The organism is Achromobacter sp. MUI-25009338 (assembly GCF_057359325.1).
In genome coordinates this window covers 1,293,435-1,307,054 of the sequence record NZ_CM170627.1, presented here as the reverse complement: position 1 = coordinate 1,307,054, position 13,620 = coordinate 1,293,435, and the positions used below count along the sequence as shown (strand labels likewise).

Genomic DNA, 13,620 nt, shown 5'->3' with positions numbered 1-13,620 from the left:
AAATCATGAATCATTAAATTAAATGAAAGAGAAACTTGCACTGGCAGGCTTCTCCGCGCTCTCTCATGAGGACCGGCTGCGGATCATTCGCATGCTGGTGGTCGCCGGGGCGGACGGCATGGCTGCCGGAGCCATTGCTGGCGCCCTCGATGATGCACAGCCCTCACGTGTTTCTTTTCACCTCAAGGAGCTGGAACACGCCGGACTCGTGCAGGGGCGGCGGGAGGGCAAGTCGATCATCTATAGCGCCAATTTTCTCACCCTCTCGGATCTCGTCGCGTTCCTGATGCACGACTGCTGCCAGGGGCACTGCGCATACTGCGACAAGGCCATCACCCTGTTTGCGAAATGCACAGGCCGTCCCACTGAGGACCAGGCATGACGCACGTCGTGACGGAGAACTGCATTCGGTGCAAGTACATGGACTGCGTGGAAGTGTGCCCCGTGGACTGCTTCTACGAGGGGGAGAACATGCTTGTCATCCATCCAGACGAGTGCATCGACTGCGCCGTCTGCGTGCCGGAATGCCCCGCCAATGCGATTTTCCCCGATACGGAATCCGGGCTTGAGCCCTGGATGGAATTACGCCGCGTATGTCGTGCAGTGGTCGAACATCACCAGAAAAGGCGCCGTGTCCCCGGATGCAGACGTCTTCAACGGCATGCCGGACAAATACCACCTCTATTTTTCGCCACGGCCAGGCCGGGCGAAGCCATGAATTCCCCTCAAACATCATCAGTCGTCAAGGCCATCACCTATGGAGAACATCAGAGCAGTACTCGAAGCACGCCAGGTCTGGATTTATTTCCTGGCGATTGCGTGCGGCGCCATGCTGGGCCTGGCGGTGCCCGGCATGGGAGCGATGGAAGCGGCGATCAACCCCGCGCTGGCCGTCATGTTGTTTGCGACGTTCCTGCAAGTGCCGCTCGCCGAGATCGGCGCGGCCTTGCGCAATGTGCGTTTCCTGGGCGCGTTGGCGCTGACCAACTTCGTCCTCATTCCCATCCTGGCCGCAGTGCTGGTGCAGTTCCTGCCCGCCGACCCGATGCTGCACCTGGCGGTACTGTTCGTGCTGCTGATGCCCTGCATCGACTACGTCATCACTTTCACCCACCTGGGCGGCGGCAATGCGCGCTTGCTGTTGGCGATGACGCCTGTATTGCTCATCCTCCAGATGCTGCTGCCCATTTATCTGGGTTTGCTATTGGGCAGTGAAGTCTCGAATCTCGTCGAGGCCGGCCCGTTCCTGCATGCCTTTATCTGGCTGATCGCGGTTCCGCTGCTGCTGGCCGCCAGCGTTCAGGCACTGCGCCGCAGGACGGCGGCAGCCGGGCGTCTGGTGGACGGGTTGAATCGCTAGCAGTTCAGCATGCAATTGGGCACTACCCCCTCAGACTACCGACGCAGTTTCTGCAAGAACTTGCTCACAAAGCAAACATACGAGCCTGACGCCACACGCTGATGGCAATTCAAACCCTACGACCCATACACTCCAGGAGGAATATTTTTATGAATTGGGCAACGACGCCAGATGACATTGAGATTTACTACGAGGATACGAAATCCAGTGGACCCGCAATCGTTTTCCAATCAGGGTTCATGGGGATTCATGACATCTGGAAATATCAGGTCGACACGCTCGGGAGTGAATATAGATGCATCACTCACGACAACCGCGGACATGGCTTGTCAGGCAGCCCGCAGGATGTCGACATGTACTCAACGGAAATCAATGCGGAAGACCTCAAGGCTGTCGTTGACGATGCCGGCATCAGCAGCCCGTTTCTGCTTGTAACCCACTCGATGGGCTCAGCCAGCGGCCTGGCGTTCGCCATGAAATATCCGCGCCTCGTGCAAGGCATCCTGATGGCAGGCGGCGCCACTCTGGGCGGCTGGCCGCTCGTCCGCGCAGGCGCCAAAGAGGACATATTCTCCTCGCACCATACCTCGCCCAGCGCAAGCATGAGGTTTTACAGGAATCTCGGCCTTGAAGAAGATATCGCCATCGAGGCCGGGAAATGGCCCCGGCACGTATTTCTGAATCAAACAGTGGCTTTCTTGAGCTTTACGCCCGAGCCTGACAAAGTCGCCCGGCTCTCTACTCCCACTTTAGTGCTCCATGGTGGCGACGATGTGGTAACGCCTCTCAGTCATCCTCAAGAAATTGTTGAAACCCTGCCCAATGCCACTCTGAAAATAGTGGAAGGAGCCAATCACTTTCCTCAAACAGAACAGCCTACTGCGGTGAATGACATCATTGTGGACTTTTATCGCTCGTTGATGGACTGACGCGCTTTGTATCCAGGCAAAACGCTGCAATCGCCGCTGCAACCAAAATGGCTGCCGCACCTACGGCCAATGCGGCGCTATAGCCCTGTACAAGCGCCTCGCTGGCCGACAGCACCAAGCCCTGATCCCCGGCGGCGCGGCCTTGCCGCAGCGCTTCGAGCGCATCGGGCACCTTGCGCTGCGTCAACGACACCGCCACCGTCGAGAGGATGGCCAGTCCCAGGGCCACACCAATTTGCTGCGAAGCGTTGAGCAATGCCGAGGCAATGCCCGAATCCTGTGCCGGCACGTCCCGCACGGCCGTCAGCGTCAGGGCCAGTATTCCCATCACGAAGCCGAAGGCCAGGCCGAACATCGCGGGCATGATGTGCGCGACATAGCTGGTCGTCGTGTCGATCGTGGACAGCCAGAACATGGATGCGCCGCAGATCAGACTGCCCGCCACCGCCAATGCGCGGGGCGAATGCTTCCCGGCCATCTTGGTGGTGAAACCTGCGCCCACGATGATTCCGATACCAAACGGCAGCCAGGACAGGCCGGTTTTCAGGGGGCTGTAGGCCAGAATGTCCTGCATGTACAGCGTCATCAGGTAGAGCGTGCCCATTGGGCCGAACGCCAGCAGCACGGCGGCCGCATAGGAACCGGCACGGCTGCGGTTCCTGAGCAGGCGCAGCGGCAGCAGCGGATCGCGGCCGCGCGATTGGATCAGTAGAAACACAGGCAGCAGTACCGCAGCCGCCGCGAAGGCGCCAAACGTGAGGGGATCCGTCCAGCCGTGCTCGCCGCCGCGGGTGATCGCATACACCAGTGCGCCCATGCCGCCCACGCTGGTCAACGCACCAGCGACGTCAGGCTTGCCGTCATGCAGTTCAGCCTCCACCAGAACGCGCGAGCCAGCCAACACGAACAGACCGATGGGCACGTTGATGAAGAATACCCAGCGCCAGCCAAGCAGATCGGTCAATACACCGCCCACCAGCAGACCGGCGACGATGCCCAAGCCCGACATGGCGCCATAGACTGCCATCGCCTTGTTGCGCGGCGGCCCTTCGGCGAAGGTGGTGGCAATCAGCGCCAGAGCGTTCGGCGCCGTCAGTGCGGCACCAACACCTTGCAGGCCGCGCGAAGCGATCAGCCACTCGCCGCTGCCGGCCAGCCCGGCCAGCAGCGAGGCCGCAGTGAACAGCACCATGCCCCCTTGCAGGGCACTGCGACGCCCCAACAGATCGCCCAGGCGCCCCCCGAACAGCAGCAGCCCACCAAAAGCCAGGATGTAGGCGTTGATGACCCAGGGCAGATTTGCGGCCGAAATGCCCAACTCGTGCTGAATGGTGGGCAACGCGATGTTGGCGATCGAGTCGTCGAGCACCAGCATGAGCTGGGCCGTGGCGATGACGACAAGCGCCAGCCCGGTACTGGCGGAAACAGTGTGGCTTGTGCCTGAATGAGAAAACCGTGGTTCGTACGATGGCATACGACTGCTGACCCTGATATCTGGAAATGCAAGGAGCGTATGGATTACCACGATTGGAAGGTCAAGCCCGATTCCGGGAGCGGCTATTCCGCTTGACCTTCCCACGGTGACAACCCTTAGGCTGCGGGCACGTTTTTCTTCAGGAGGTTCCCATGCAATTCCACATCGACAACATGACCTGCGGGGGCTGCGCCCGCAGTGTGACGAAGGCGATCCAATCGGTTGATATCAATGCCCAAGTGTCCGCTGATCCGCCCAAGCGAGTCATCGATGTCCAAACAACTGCAACGAAGGAGCAGGTCGAAGCCGCTCTGCGAGAGGCAGGCTTCCCACCGCAGACTTTGTGAGCGCTCCGTCGGGCCAACGCCGGTCTCGTCGCTGGCCCGCTCGCTTGAATTCAACTTATCCCCCTTACCGAGAAAGTCATCATGAACAAGCACGCCGTCATCGTCGTTGACCTTCAGAACGAATACCTGCCCACCGGGAAACTCGATCTTGTCGATATCGAACAGGCCGTCGCCAACGCCGCTCGCGTCATCGCCGACGCCCGCGCCAAGGGCGTTCCGGTGATTCATATCCGCCACGAGTTTGCCGATCCAGCGATCCCGTTCTTCCAACCCGGCACGGACGGCGTGGAGATCATTTCCCAGGTGGCACCACAGCCGGGTGAGGCCGTCGTCACCAAGAACTACCCCAACTCCTTCTTGAAAACCGATCTCAGGCAGATCCTGGATCAGCAGGGTATCGAAGAGGTCACCGTCATCGGCGCCATGAGCCACATGTGCATCGACGCCACCACGCGCGCTGCATCGGATTTTGGCTACAAGGCCACTGTCGTCCATGACGCTTGCGCCACGCGCGATCTGGAGTTCCGCGGCCAGGTGGTGCCGGCATCCCAGGTGCATACAGCCCTGATGGCCGCATTGGCCTTCGCCTATGCCACCATCGTCACGACCGACGAATACCTGGCTGGTTGAAGTGGATTGAGAGGAACGATCAGCACTTTCCGTTCCTCTCATCGATCACGGGACACGATTGGCAGCAGCCCCTCAGCGCTGCATCAAGAGACGCCGCGCCCCCGCCTTCTTGTGCGTTGCCGCGGCCATACTCCCGGATTGCTCAAGATCGGCCAAGATGGGACAATCTGGCCGGTCGTTGCCTGCGCAACAGGCCGCAAGCGTCTGCAAGGTATCGGCCATTTGCTTGAGTTCGTCGATGCGTCGCTGTAAATCCGCAATGTGCTGCTGCGCGACGCGCTTGACGTCGGCGCTCTTGCGCGAGCGGTCGCGCCACAGTCCGAGCAGATCCTGGATCTCCGCGACGGCAAACCCCAGGTCGCGGGCGCGCCGGATGAAGCGCAGCATGTGCACGTCCGTCTCGCCGTAGGCGCGATAGCCTGAATCGGTCCGTGTGACCGGCGGGATCAGGCCGACAGACTCGTAGTAGCGGATCATCTTGGCCGAAACCCCCGAGGCTTTGGCTGCTTCACCTATATTCATGGCGTGTCTCCTCTAGCGTTACGATGCCTGCGCTTCCGGCGCCAGCGGTGGACGGAAGCCTCGCAGGCGCAGTGCGTTGCCCAGCACGAACACGCTGGACAGCGCCATGGCACCCGCCGCGAAGATGGGCGAGAGCAGCACGCCATAGGCAGGGTACAGCACGCCCGCCGCCACGGGGATCAGCGCGGTGTTGTAGGCGAAAGCCCAGAACAGGTTCTGCCGGATGTTGCCGATGGTGGCCTTGGACAGCGCGATGGCGTTGGGCACGCCCTGAAGATTGCCGGACATCAGCACCACGTCGGCCGCCTCCATGGCCACGTCGGTGCCGGTGCCGATGGCCAGGCCCACGTCGGCCTCGGCCAGTGCCGGCGCGTCGTTGATGCCGTCGCCGACGAAAGCCAGCCGGCCATGCTCGGCCTTGAGCCGCCGGATGGTTTCCACCTTGCCTTCGGGCAGCACTTCGGCCACCACCTCGTCGATGCCCAGCCGGGCCGCGATGGCACGGGCCGTGCGGGTGTTGTCGCCGGTGATCATGGCGACTTTCAGGCCCAGCGCGTGCAGCGCCTCGATGGCGTCGGGCGTGCTCGGCTTGATCGGGTCGGCCACGGCGACGATGGCGGCCAGCCGCCCGCCAATGGCGGCATACAGCGGCGACTTGCCTTCGCTGCCCAGGCGCTCGGCGCTGGCGGCGAACACCGCCACGTCCAGGCCCAGCGAGCGCATGTAGCGGTCCGCGCCGACTTCCACGCGCTGGCCGTCGGCCACGGCGCGCACGCCCATGCCGGTGACGGATTCGAATGCGCTCAGCGCCGGCAAGGCGATGCCCTCCCGCTCGGCGGCTTCGACGATGGCGCGGGCGATCGGGTGCTCGGAGCGCGACTCCACCGCCGCGACCAGCGCCAGCACCTGGGCGCGCTCGAAGCCCTCGGCCACTTCCAGGTCGGTCAGGGCAGGGCGGCCCTCGGTCAGCGTGCCGGTCTTGTCCACGGCCACCACCTTGGCGTCCTTGAGCAGTTGCAAGGCTTCGCCCTTGCGGAACAGCACGCCCAGCTCGGCGCCGCGCCCGGTCCCCACCATGATGGAGGTGGGCGTGGCCAGCCCCATGGCGCAGGGGCAGGCGATGATCAGCACGGCCACGGCGTTGACCAGCGCGAACGTCAGCGCGGGCGAGGGGCCGAATACCAGCCAGACCAGGAAGGTCAGCAGCGCCGCGCCCATCACGGCCGGCACGAACCACAGCGTCACCTTGTCCACCACGGCCTGGATCGGCAGCTTGGAGCCCTGTGCCTGCTCGACCAGGCGGATGATCTGCGCCAGCACGGTCTGGCCGCCCACCGCCGTGGCGCGCAGGGTCAGGGCGCCCTTCTGGTTGACCGTGCCGCCCACGACCTCGCTGCCCAGGGATTTTTCGACGGGGATCGGCTCGCCGGTGATCATGGATTCATCGACATAGCTCTGGCCTTCGAGGACTTCGCCGTCCACCGGCACGCGCTCGCCGGGACGCACCTCGACGATGTCGCCCGACGCCACTTCGCCGATCGGGATGTCGACGGTACGGCCGTCGCGCACCACGTGCGCCACCTTGGCCTGCAGGCCCACCAGGCGCTGGATGGCCTGCGACGTGCGCCCCTTGGCGCGGGCCTCCAGGAAGCGCCCGAGCAGAATCAGCGCGACGATCACCGCGGCGGCCTCGTAGTAGACATTGACCGTGCCCTCGGGCAGCAGGCCGGGCAGGAAGGTGGCGACCACCGAATACGCATAGGCCGCTGCGGTGCCCACGGCGACCAGCGAGTTCATGTCCGGCGCCAGGCGTGCCAGAGCTGGAAAGCCTTTGATATAGAAACGCCGCCCGGGAATGAGCAGCACCAGGGTGGTCAGCACGAACTGCAGATACCAGCTCGTCTGCATGCCCAGGGTGTCCATCACCCAGTGGTGCATGGCCGGGATCATGTGCGAGCCCATCTCGAGGATGAACACCGGCAGGGCCAGCACGGCGGCGATGGTCAGGTCGCGCCGCAACTCTGCACGCTCGGCATCCTTCTTGGCCAGGGTTTCGTCTTCGCCGGCTTGCGCGGTGGCCTCGATGGCTCGGGCGTCATAGCCGGCCTTTTCGACGGCTGCAATCAGGACGTCTACACCCGCCAAGCCGCGCACGGTGGCGCGCTCGGTCGCCAGGTTCACCGTGGCTTGCGACACGCCGGGCACCGCCTTGAGCGCACGTTCGACCCGCCCGACGCAGGAGGCGCAAGTCATCCCTTCAACCGCCAACTCCACCGTGCTGGCCGGCACGTCATAGCCGACCTTTTCGACAGCCTGGATCAGCGCCATGCGGTCGACAGGGCCGGCAGGACGGATGTCCGCCCGTTCGGTGGCCAGATTGACCGATACGCTGCCCACGCCTTCGACCTTGGTCAGCGCCGCTTCGACCCGGCCGACGCAACTGGCGCAGGTCATGCCCTCGATCGGCAGGCTGATCGTCGCTGTGCCTGGTCGAGCTTGCTCTGTTACAGATGCGCTCATGGTTCGCTCCTTCATTGGCATTGATACTGGATAACCTGTAGACTAGACCTTTCCATCATGGGAAGGTCAACAGGATGCCAGCGATCTTTTTTGCGACGCACCGCGCATCGCTGCCAGCGAGACGGGATATGGTGCAAGCTGGACGGCCTGCCTATTTTTAGTTGTAATAATGTCGCGGGGAGGGATCTGACCTCGCATAGATAGGGAATACGCCCTAATCGCTCGGCATCAGGAATTTATGAATGGCACTACAACAAAAGCGGGGTGATGGGGCAGCACCCCGGAAAACGAAGAAGACGCCCGCCAAGCAGAGCGGCACGCCAACGCCTCGGGAGTCGTTCGAGATATCGGCCCTGTCGCAGAATGACATCACGATTCTGGCGGAGACCTTCCGGCTGCTGGGCGATCCGTCACGGCTCAAGATCCTGTTGCGCTGCCTGGAAGGCTCCTCTTCGGTTGGCGAGATCGTCGAGGCCGTTGACCTGTCGCAGTCCTTGGTCAGCCATCATTTGAGATTGCTGCGCGGCGCACGCCTGGTCAAGGGAGAGCGGCATGCCAAGCATATCTTCTATGAAGTGGCCGATAGCCACGTAAGACAAGTACTGCTGGATATGGCGCACCATATCGCCGAAGAGCACAGCGACGACTGACCTTCCGACGACGTGCCTGCCGCAAGGTGTGCGGAGCACCGAGACGGCAGGCTTGACCGAGTTTGGCAGAGTCTCAAAAGTTCAGCGCGCGCTTATCCACCGCCAATGAGGCCTCCTTCAAGGCTTCAGACAGGGTCGGGTGCGCAAAGCAAATCCGGGCAATGTCCTCGCTGCTCGCCTTGAACTCCATGGCGATAACGGCCTCGGCCACCAGTTCGCTGGCTTGCGGACCGACGATATGCACGCCGAGGATTTCGTCCGTGGTCGCATCGGCAATCACCTTGGCAAGGCCGGCAGTATCGCCCAGCGCCCTGGCGCGGCCATTGGCGAGAAATGGGAAAGTGCCGACCTTGTACTCGATACCGCTTTCCTTGAGTTGCTGCTCGGTACGGCCCACCCAGGCGATTTCGGGGCTGGTGTAGATGACGTTGGGGATCGTGTTGAAGTCGACTCGGCCGTGCTGACCGGCGATACGTTCGACTACCGCGACACCCTCTTCTTCGGCTTTGTGCGCCAACATCGGGCCACGCACGACATCACCGATGGCCCAAATACCGGGCACACTGGTACGACATTGGTCATCGACCAATACGGCACCACGCTCATCGAGCTCCAAACCCACCGCGTCGGGATTCAAGCCCTCGGTGTTAGGCATGCGGCCAATGGCAACGATCACCTTATCGGCCTGGAGCGCTTGCGCCTGGCCCTGTGCGTCGGTGTAGTCGATGGTCACACCGGCCTGGGCCTTCTCGACCTCTCTGACCTTGGCACCCAATTCGATCTTGAGCCCTTGTTTGTCGAAGGCCTTCTTGGCTTCCTTGGCGATGGCAGCGTCGGTCATGGGCAAGAAAGTGGGCAAACCTTCAAGGATGGTCACAGCCGCCCCCAGGCGGCGCCATACAGAACCCAACTCCAGGCCGATCACGCCAGCGCCAATGATCGCCAACGCCTTGGGCACCTCGGCCATATCCAGTGCTCCATCGTTGGAAAGCACGACCTCTTCGTCAAAGGGCAGCCCAGGTAAAGGACGCACGTTGGAGCCGGTGGCAACGATGATCTGCTTGCCAACCAGGATCTCGGGTTGCGCCGTAGCAACGGAGACTTCAAAGCCACCTTCGACCGCCCGGTTGAACGCAGCACGACCGTGGAAGAAGTTGACCTTGTTCTTTCTGAACAGGTACAGAATGCCGTCATTGCTTGCTTTGACAACCTCATTCTTGCGCTCGATCATCTTGGCCACGTCCATGCGCAGTTCGCCAGCGGAAATGCCGTGCTTGCCAAAGTGGAGGTTGACCTGCTCGAAGTTCTCGGACGACTGCAGCAGCGCCTTTGAAGGGATGCAACCGATGTTATTGCAAGTGCCGCCTGGCGCAGGCTTGCCTTCCTTGTTCTTCCACTCGTCGATGCAGGCCACGCTCAAACCCAATTGGGCGGCACGAATCGCTGCGATATAGCCCCCGGGGCCAGCACCGATGATGATGACGTCGAAATTCTTGTCCATGAGTCAATCTCCAAGATTTGTTCAAGCGAAAGGGTCGGACTTCGTGGCCGCCGATTACCCACGAAAGTGAGGCCGCCAGACCGTTGCGCCACCGGCAATCCCATGCGGCAATAGGTAATCAGGGCAGCACGAAGCGCGCGCTCGTCGTCTTGCCCTCACGTTCAACCTGGACGACCGCCTTCGTATCCGTACCCGCCAAAAAACTGTCACTACTTTCCAGACGGCAAACTGGGCTTACCCCATCCCGCCGGACAGGTTGGCGCTGCCATGCGGATTGCCACATCTGCACCAAGAGACTCGGGGCGCCTGATGCCATGCTTGCGTTGCCCTGCACGGGCTGAGCCATGACCAAGGCTGTCCATAGAACGCTCAAGGCGACCATCAACCCCCTATGTTTGAACCTTCGCAGCATCTGATTCTCCGTGCGGTGACGCAAAGCCGCCTGATCCACAACTTGCCGAGGTCAGGGCGCAGACACTTGTCCAGGCCGAGACCTCTTCATTGGTCAAAATCATACCACTACACATGAACATCTGTACATATGAATGATAAAATAGGCGCCATCACCTGATGGAGAACTGGTCAGGGGAGCCACGAAGCGGTAGGTCACCAGATCGATACGCTGTTGCTTGACGGCTACAAAGTGCCTGGCCATGTTGTGAGACAGGCAGCTTCACTTGAAATCACATTCATATGAATATATATTCATGTGAATGCAAGTTTTCCGTACTGTTTTTCTCACCTGAGGATGCCCTATGTCCCATTCCCACCAAGATCACGATCATGACCATGATCATTCACATACCCCCACTGTCACAAGCGCAAACGAGCGCAAAGTGCTGATTTCGTTTGTCTTGATCTTCACCTTCATGGTGGTGGAGGCGGTCGGCGGCATACTGTCGGGTTCGCTCGCGCTGCTTGCCGACGCAGGGCACATGCTGACCGACGCCGTGGCGCTGGCACTTGCCTATGCCGCGTTCCGCTTTGGCCGCCGCGCCGCTGACAGCAAGCGCACGTTCGGCTACCTGCGCTTCGAGGTGATTGCCGGCTTCCTGAACGCCGTGACGTTGTTCGCAATCGTCGGCTGGATCGGCTACGAAGCCTGGGAACGCTTCTTCGATCCTCCCCAAATTCTTGCCGGACCGATGATGGCCGTGGCTGTCGTCGGTTTGCTGGTAAACGTCCTGGTTTTGTGGATCATGACCCGTGGCGATACCGAACACGTCAACGTGAAGGGCGCAGTCCTGCACGTAATGGGCGATCTTCTGGGCTCTGTCGGCGCCATCGTCGCCGCGGTGGTTGTGATGCTCACGGGCTGGACGCCGATCGACCCCATCCTGTCGGTCCTCGTGGCGTTGCTGATTCTGCGTAGCGCCTGGAAGCTGTTGTCCAAGTCGATCCACATCCTGTTGGAAGGTGCGCCGGACAATGCGTCTCCAGAAAAGGTCGTCAGCGGCCTGATGCAAAGCGTGCCGGATCTGGCTGATGTCAGCCACGTCCACGTGTGGCAACTGACTTCCGGTCGCACGATGGCTACGCTGCACGTCCGTGCGAAAAGTGATGAGCAAGCGCGCAGTGTCGTGCGACAGGTCGATCAGGTACTCAAGGAGCAATTCGCCATCGAGCACTCCACGATTGCTATTGACTGGAATAGCGACGATGACCCCCTGGCCTGCAGCCTGCAGCCGCCATCCGAGCGCAGCGCGCAAAGTCATGACCATGACCACAGTCATGACCACGGGCCTTCAAGCAAGGGGCATACCCACTGATTTTCTGGAGGACTTACTGATATGGCATCGCATACCCAACACCAGCACGAAACTGCTCCCGGCAGTGCGGTCGTCCCAATGCCTGGATGCAAGCATGATGCAGCGGATGTGCAAACGCCACTGGAGCTGCCCCACAGCGAAGTAGCGGTTGTGGCCCAGACATTTCACTTGCTGGGCGATCCGTCGCGGTTACGGATCCTTCTGCAGTGCATGCGCGGCGCGACTCCCGTGGGTGACATCGCAGAAAACCTCGACCTCTCCCAGTCGCTGGTCAGCCATCACCTTCGCCTGCTGCGCGGCGCTCGCCTGGTCAGAGGCGAGCGCCGCGTCAAGCAGGTGTTCTACGAGATTGCGGACAATCACGTTGCGCGCGTGCTACGCGATATGGCGGAGCACATTTCGGAAGATCAAGCAGACGATTAGGCGACAGGCCTGATGCTCATGAAGCGGCGCAGCGGGCACTCCCGCTGTACCTGCAGGCCTGTGCTCCCTGGAAAGCCGGGCGACAGCGACACCAAAGTTCCGATGTCGCTGTCGCCCGGCTTTGTCTTCATCCACCTCTCTTGACGAGCTTAACTCCAACGATATGTTGCTTAAAAACAATCCAAGATAAACAAACATATCAATACATGATCATATGTGCTATTATTCGTCCGTGGGTCAGGCCCAAAGCGGCGCAACAAATGTCACGCCACTCGTTTTAACGTCAAGGAGAATGATGATGTCCAAGAAACTTCGTATCGCAGCCCTGCTCGCCGCCGCCCTGTCCGTGGGGGCAGTCAATGCACAGGGCACGCTGTCGCGCTCCGATGTGCAATCGGACCTCACGGCTTGGAAGCTGTCGGGTATGGATAAATTCCACCAAGGTGAGGCCAGCCCCAACACGTTCAGCCCGGAATACCAAGCGGCCTATCAGCGCTACCTGAGGCTGGTCCAAGGCGACCAGTATCAAGCGCCTGCTGCTGGCAAGACGCGAGCTGAAGTGAAGGCCGATCTGGAACTCTGGAAACGCTCGGGGATGGCCAGGTTCTCCGGAATCACCACGGCGGCCTTCACTTCGGCGTATGAGGCGGCTTACCAGAACTACCTGCGCCTGAAGCTCGGCGACGACTACCAAGCTCCGGTCGCGCTGACGCGTGAGGAAGTGCAAGCCGATCTGGCCAAGTGGAAGCAGGCTGGCCTGGACAAGTTCTGGCAGGGGGAACAGACCCCCGACATGAACAGTCCCGCCTATCGATCGGCAATGGAACGCTACCAGCAAATGTGACGGCGCACCTCCGAACTTGGCTGGGCGCCCTCCTCGAACGGCATGCAACACTCATTTTTTTTGACAATAAACAAACAAATGTTCATGTAATCATTTGTTGTTTCATAAGGTATGAATGGGTGGGATATGTACGGCGCTCCTGCCGGTCCGTGAGGGGGCTGCCCAATCACTTCTTTTTGCTGCGGGGGTTGACCCCTCCAAGGTAGGCATTTTTCAGAATCTCCTTCAATGCTGTACGGGTCTTCGGATGAGCCGAAACGGAGACAGGTGGGCAAAGGGTAGAAATCATGCAAAAAAGATTCCAATCATTCTGCTGGCAGCGGCGATCGCCGTCGGCGGGGGCATTGCGATCGCCGCCCGTGACACATCCGCCGATAAGTCGCCAAATACGCCAGCGGCTCCTCCAGTTCCGGTGGCCGAGGTGATTACACGCACGATCGTGCCTATGGCAGAGTTCTCAGGCTATCTGGCTGCGCCAAAGACCGTCGAACTGCGGTCCCGCGTGGGCGGCGCTATCTGTCGCATCCCGGATGATTGTTGAAAACTTCCAAAATCACAATCTTTTCTTCATTCATATGAACATATGTACAATTGTTCTATTGTTCACTTTTGATCAATGCGCCCGCAGAAGCTCGCACCTCAAGAAATTGA

Annotated in this window: 14 protein-coding genes and 1 pseudogene; 11 read left to right on the top strand and 4 right to left on the bottom strand. The window is 60.7% G+C overall.

The genetic code is table 11. The features are described from left to right. The first annotated feature begins 22 nt into the window (after positions 1 to 22). The 5 genes and pseudogenes from AC1IQ6_RS06115 (at position 23) to AC1IQ6_RS06095 (ending at position 2,289) form a co-directional block, all read left to right on the top strand. Complete coding sequence (locus tag AC1IQ6_RS06115; protein ID WP_232885983.1) at positions 23 to 382, top strand: ArsR/SmtB family transcription factor; 360 nt, start codon at positions 23 to 25, stop codon at positions 380 to 382. Continuing rightward, positions 379 to 550 (top strand): annotated as a pseudogene (locus tag AC1IQ6_RS06110) (4Fe-4S dicluster domain-containing protein); the annotation flags it as partial. The gene AC1IQ6_RS06115 and the pseudogene AC1IQ6_RS06110, both read left to right, overlap by 4 nt. Further along, positions 536 to 718: a DUF3470 domain-containing protein gene (locus tag AC1IQ6_RS06105; protein WP_429653438.1), complete on the top strand. Its 183-nt coding sequence runs from the start codon at positions 536 to 538 to the stop codon at positions 716 to 718. The pseudogene AC1IQ6_RS06110 and the gene AC1IQ6_RS06105, both read left to right, overlap by 15 nt. A 39-nt stretch (positions 719 to 757) precedes the next feature. Next, positions 758 to 1,360 carry an arsenic resistance protein gene (locus tag AC1IQ6_RS06100; protein WP_232885984.1) on the top strand — a complete coding sequence of 201 codons (603 nt, stop codon included), beginning with the start codon at positions 758 to 760 and terminating at the stop codon, positions 1,358 to 1,360. A gap of 149 nt (positions 1,361 to 1,509) precedes the next feature. Further along, entirely contained in the window at positions 1,510 to 2,289 is a 780-nt protein-coding gene (locus tag AC1IQ6_RS06095; RefSeq protein WP_232885985.1) for an alpha/beta fold hydrolase, read from the top strand. Here the strand turns inward: AC1IQ6_RS06095 and AC1IQ6_RS06090 are convergent. Continuing rightward, positions 2,255 to 3,664 (bottom strand): MFS transporter, encoded by a 1,410-nt coding sequence (locus AC1IQ6_RS06090; protein ID WP_485866020.1) that lies wholly within the window; start codon positions 3,662 to 3,664, stop codon positions 2,255 to 2,257. The genes AC1IQ6_RS06095 and AC1IQ6_RS06090 overlap by 35 nt on opposite strands. Before the next feature lie 251 nt (positions 3,665 to 3,915). Here AC1IQ6_RS06090 and AC1IQ6_RS06085 point away from each other — a divergent pair, with 251 nt between their 5' ends. Then, on the top strand, positions 3,916 to 4,110 hold the full coding sequence (locus AC1IQ6_RS06085; RefSeq protein WP_232885987.1) for a heavy-metal-associated domain-containing protein: 195 nt from the start codon (positions 3,916 to 3,918) through the stop codon (positions 4,108 to 4,110). Positions 4,111 to 4,191: 81 nt separating this feature from the next. Further along, a complete protein-coding gene (locus AC1IQ6_RS06080; RefSeq protein WP_232885988.1) occupies positions 4,192 to 4,740 on the top strand; it encodes a cysteine hydrolase family protein in 549 nt (182 codons plus the stop codon). A 72-nt stretch (positions 4,741 to 4,812) separates the two neighbouring features. On the opposite strand, the gene cueR is transcribed toward AC1IQ6_RS06080, so the two are convergent. Both cueR and AC1IQ6_RS06070 read right to left on the bottom strand, forming a co-directional pair. Next, a complete protein-coding gene (gene cueR, locus AC1IQ6_RS06075; RefSeq protein ID WP_232885989.1) occupies positions 4,813 to 5,262 on the bottom strand; it encodes a Cu(I)-responsive transcriptional regulator in 450 nt (149 codons plus the stop codon). A gap of 18 nt (positions 5,263 to 5,280) precedes the next feature. Beyond that, positions 5,281 to 7,782: a heavy metal translocating P-type ATPase gene (locus AC1IQ6_RS06070; protein ID WP_232885990.1), complete on the bottom strand. Its 2,502-nt coding sequence runs from the start codon at positions 7,780 to 7,782 to the stop codon at positions 5,281 to 5,283. 242 nt (positions 7,783 to 8,024) lie between these two features. On the opposite strand from AC1IQ6_RS06070, the gene AC1IQ6_RS06065 reads away from it, so the two are divergent. After that, positions 8,025 to 8,432, top strand: a complete 408-nt coding sequence (locus AC1IQ6_RS06065) for an ArsR/SmtB family transcription factor (protein ID WP_232885992.1) — start codon at positions 8,025 to 8,027, stop codon at positions 8,430 to 8,432. A 73-nt stretch (positions 8,433 to 8,505) separates the two neighbouring features. Here the strand turns inward: AC1IQ6_RS06065 and lpdA are convergent, their stop codons facing one another. Then, complete coding sequence (gene lpdA, locus AC1IQ6_RS06060) at positions 8,506 to 9,933, bottom strand: dihydrolipoyl dehydrogenase (protein WP_232885994.1); 1,428 nt, start codon at positions 9,931 to 9,933, stop codon at positions 8,506 to 8,508. A gap of 755 nt (positions 9,934 to 10,688) precedes the next feature. Between lpdA and AC1IQ6_RS06055 the strand changes: the two genes are divergently transcribed. From AC1IQ6_RS06055 to AC1IQ6_RS06045, 3 genes are all read left to right on the top strand, one after another. Then, the gene (locus AC1IQ6_RS06055; protein ID WP_232885996.1) at positions 10,689 to 11,702 is read left to right on the top strand and encodes a cation diffusion facilitator family transporter; all 1,014 of its coding nucleotides are present in this window, start codon (positions 10,689 to 10,691) and stop codon (positions 11,700 to 11,702) included. 21 nt (positions 11,703 to 11,723) lie between these two features. Beyond that, complete coding sequence (locus AC1IQ6_RS06050) at positions 11,724 to 12,125, top strand: ArsR/SmtB family transcription factor (RefSeq protein WP_429653439.1); 402 nt, start codon at positions 11,724 to 11,726, stop codon at positions 12,123 to 12,125. Between the two features lie 298 nt (positions 12,126 to 12,423). Continuing rightward, complete coding sequence (locus tag AC1IQ6_RS06045) at positions 12,424 to 12,969, top strand: DUF4148 domain-containing protein (protein WP_232885997.1); 546 nt, start codon at positions 12,424 to 12,426, stop codon at positions 12,967 to 12,969. The last annotated feature ends 651 nt before the right edge of the window (positions 12,970 to 13,620 follow it).

Excerpts from the sequence above, each read along its gene's own strand:
- AC1IQ6_RS06085 (WP_232885987.1), top strand. The coding sequence starts at position 3,916 with ATGCAATTCCACATCGACAACATGACCTGCGGGGGCTGCGCCCGCAGT.
- AC1IQ6_RS06115 (WP_232885983.1), top strand. The coding sequence starts at position 23 with ATGAAAGAGAAACTTGCACTGGCAGGCTTCTCCGCGCTCTCTCATGAG.
- AC1IQ6_RS06055 (WP_232885996.1), top strand. The coding sequence starts at position 10,689 with ATGTCCCATTCCCACCAAGATCACGATCATGACCATGATCATTCACAT.
- AC1IQ6_RS06100 (WP_232885984.1), top strand. The coding sequence starts at position 758 with ATGGAGAACATCAGAGCAGTACTCGAAGCACGCCAGGTCTGGATTTAT.
- AC1IQ6_RS06050 (WP_429653439.1), top strand. The coding sequence starts at position 11,724 with ATGGCATCGCATACCCAACACCAGCACGAAACTGCTCCCGGCAGTGCG.
- AC1IQ6_RS06095 (WP_232885985.1), top strand. The coding sequence starts at position 1,510 with ATGAATTGGGCAACGACGCCAGATGACATTGAGATTTACTACGAGGAT.
- AC1IQ6_RS06065 (WP_232885992.1), top strand. The coding sequence starts at position 8,025 with ATGGCACTACAACAAAAGCGGGGTGATGGGGCAGCACCCCGGAAAACG.
- AC1IQ6_RS06105 (WP_429653438.1), top strand. The coding sequence starts at position 536 with ATGCGATTTTCCCCGATACGGAATCCGGGCTTGAGCCCTGGATGGAAT.
- AC1IQ6_RS06090 (WP_485866020.1), bottom strand. The coding sequence starts at position 3,664 with ATGCTGGTGCTCGACGACTCGATCGCCAACATCGCGTTGCCCACCATT.
- AC1IQ6_RS06045 (WP_232885997.1), top strand. The coding sequence starts at position 12,424 with ATGTCCAAGAAACTTCGTATCGCAGCCCTGCTCGCCGCCGCCCTGTCC.
- cueR (WP_232885989.1), bottom strand. The coding sequence starts at position 5,262 with ATGAATATAGGTGAAGCAGCCAAAGCCTCGGGGGTTTCGGCCAAGATG.
- AC1IQ6_RS06070 (WP_232885990.1), bottom strand. The coding sequence starts at position 7,782 with ATGAGCGCATCTGTAACAGAGCAAGCTCGACCAGGCACAGCGACGATC.
- AC1IQ6_RS06080 (WP_232885988.1), top strand. The coding sequence starts at position 4,192 with ATGAACAAGCACGCCGTCATCGTCGTTGACCTTCAGAACGAATACCTG.
- lpdA (WP_232885994.1), bottom strand. The coding sequence starts at position 9,933 with ATGGACAAGAATTTCGACGTCATCATCATCGGTGCTGGCCCCGGGGGC.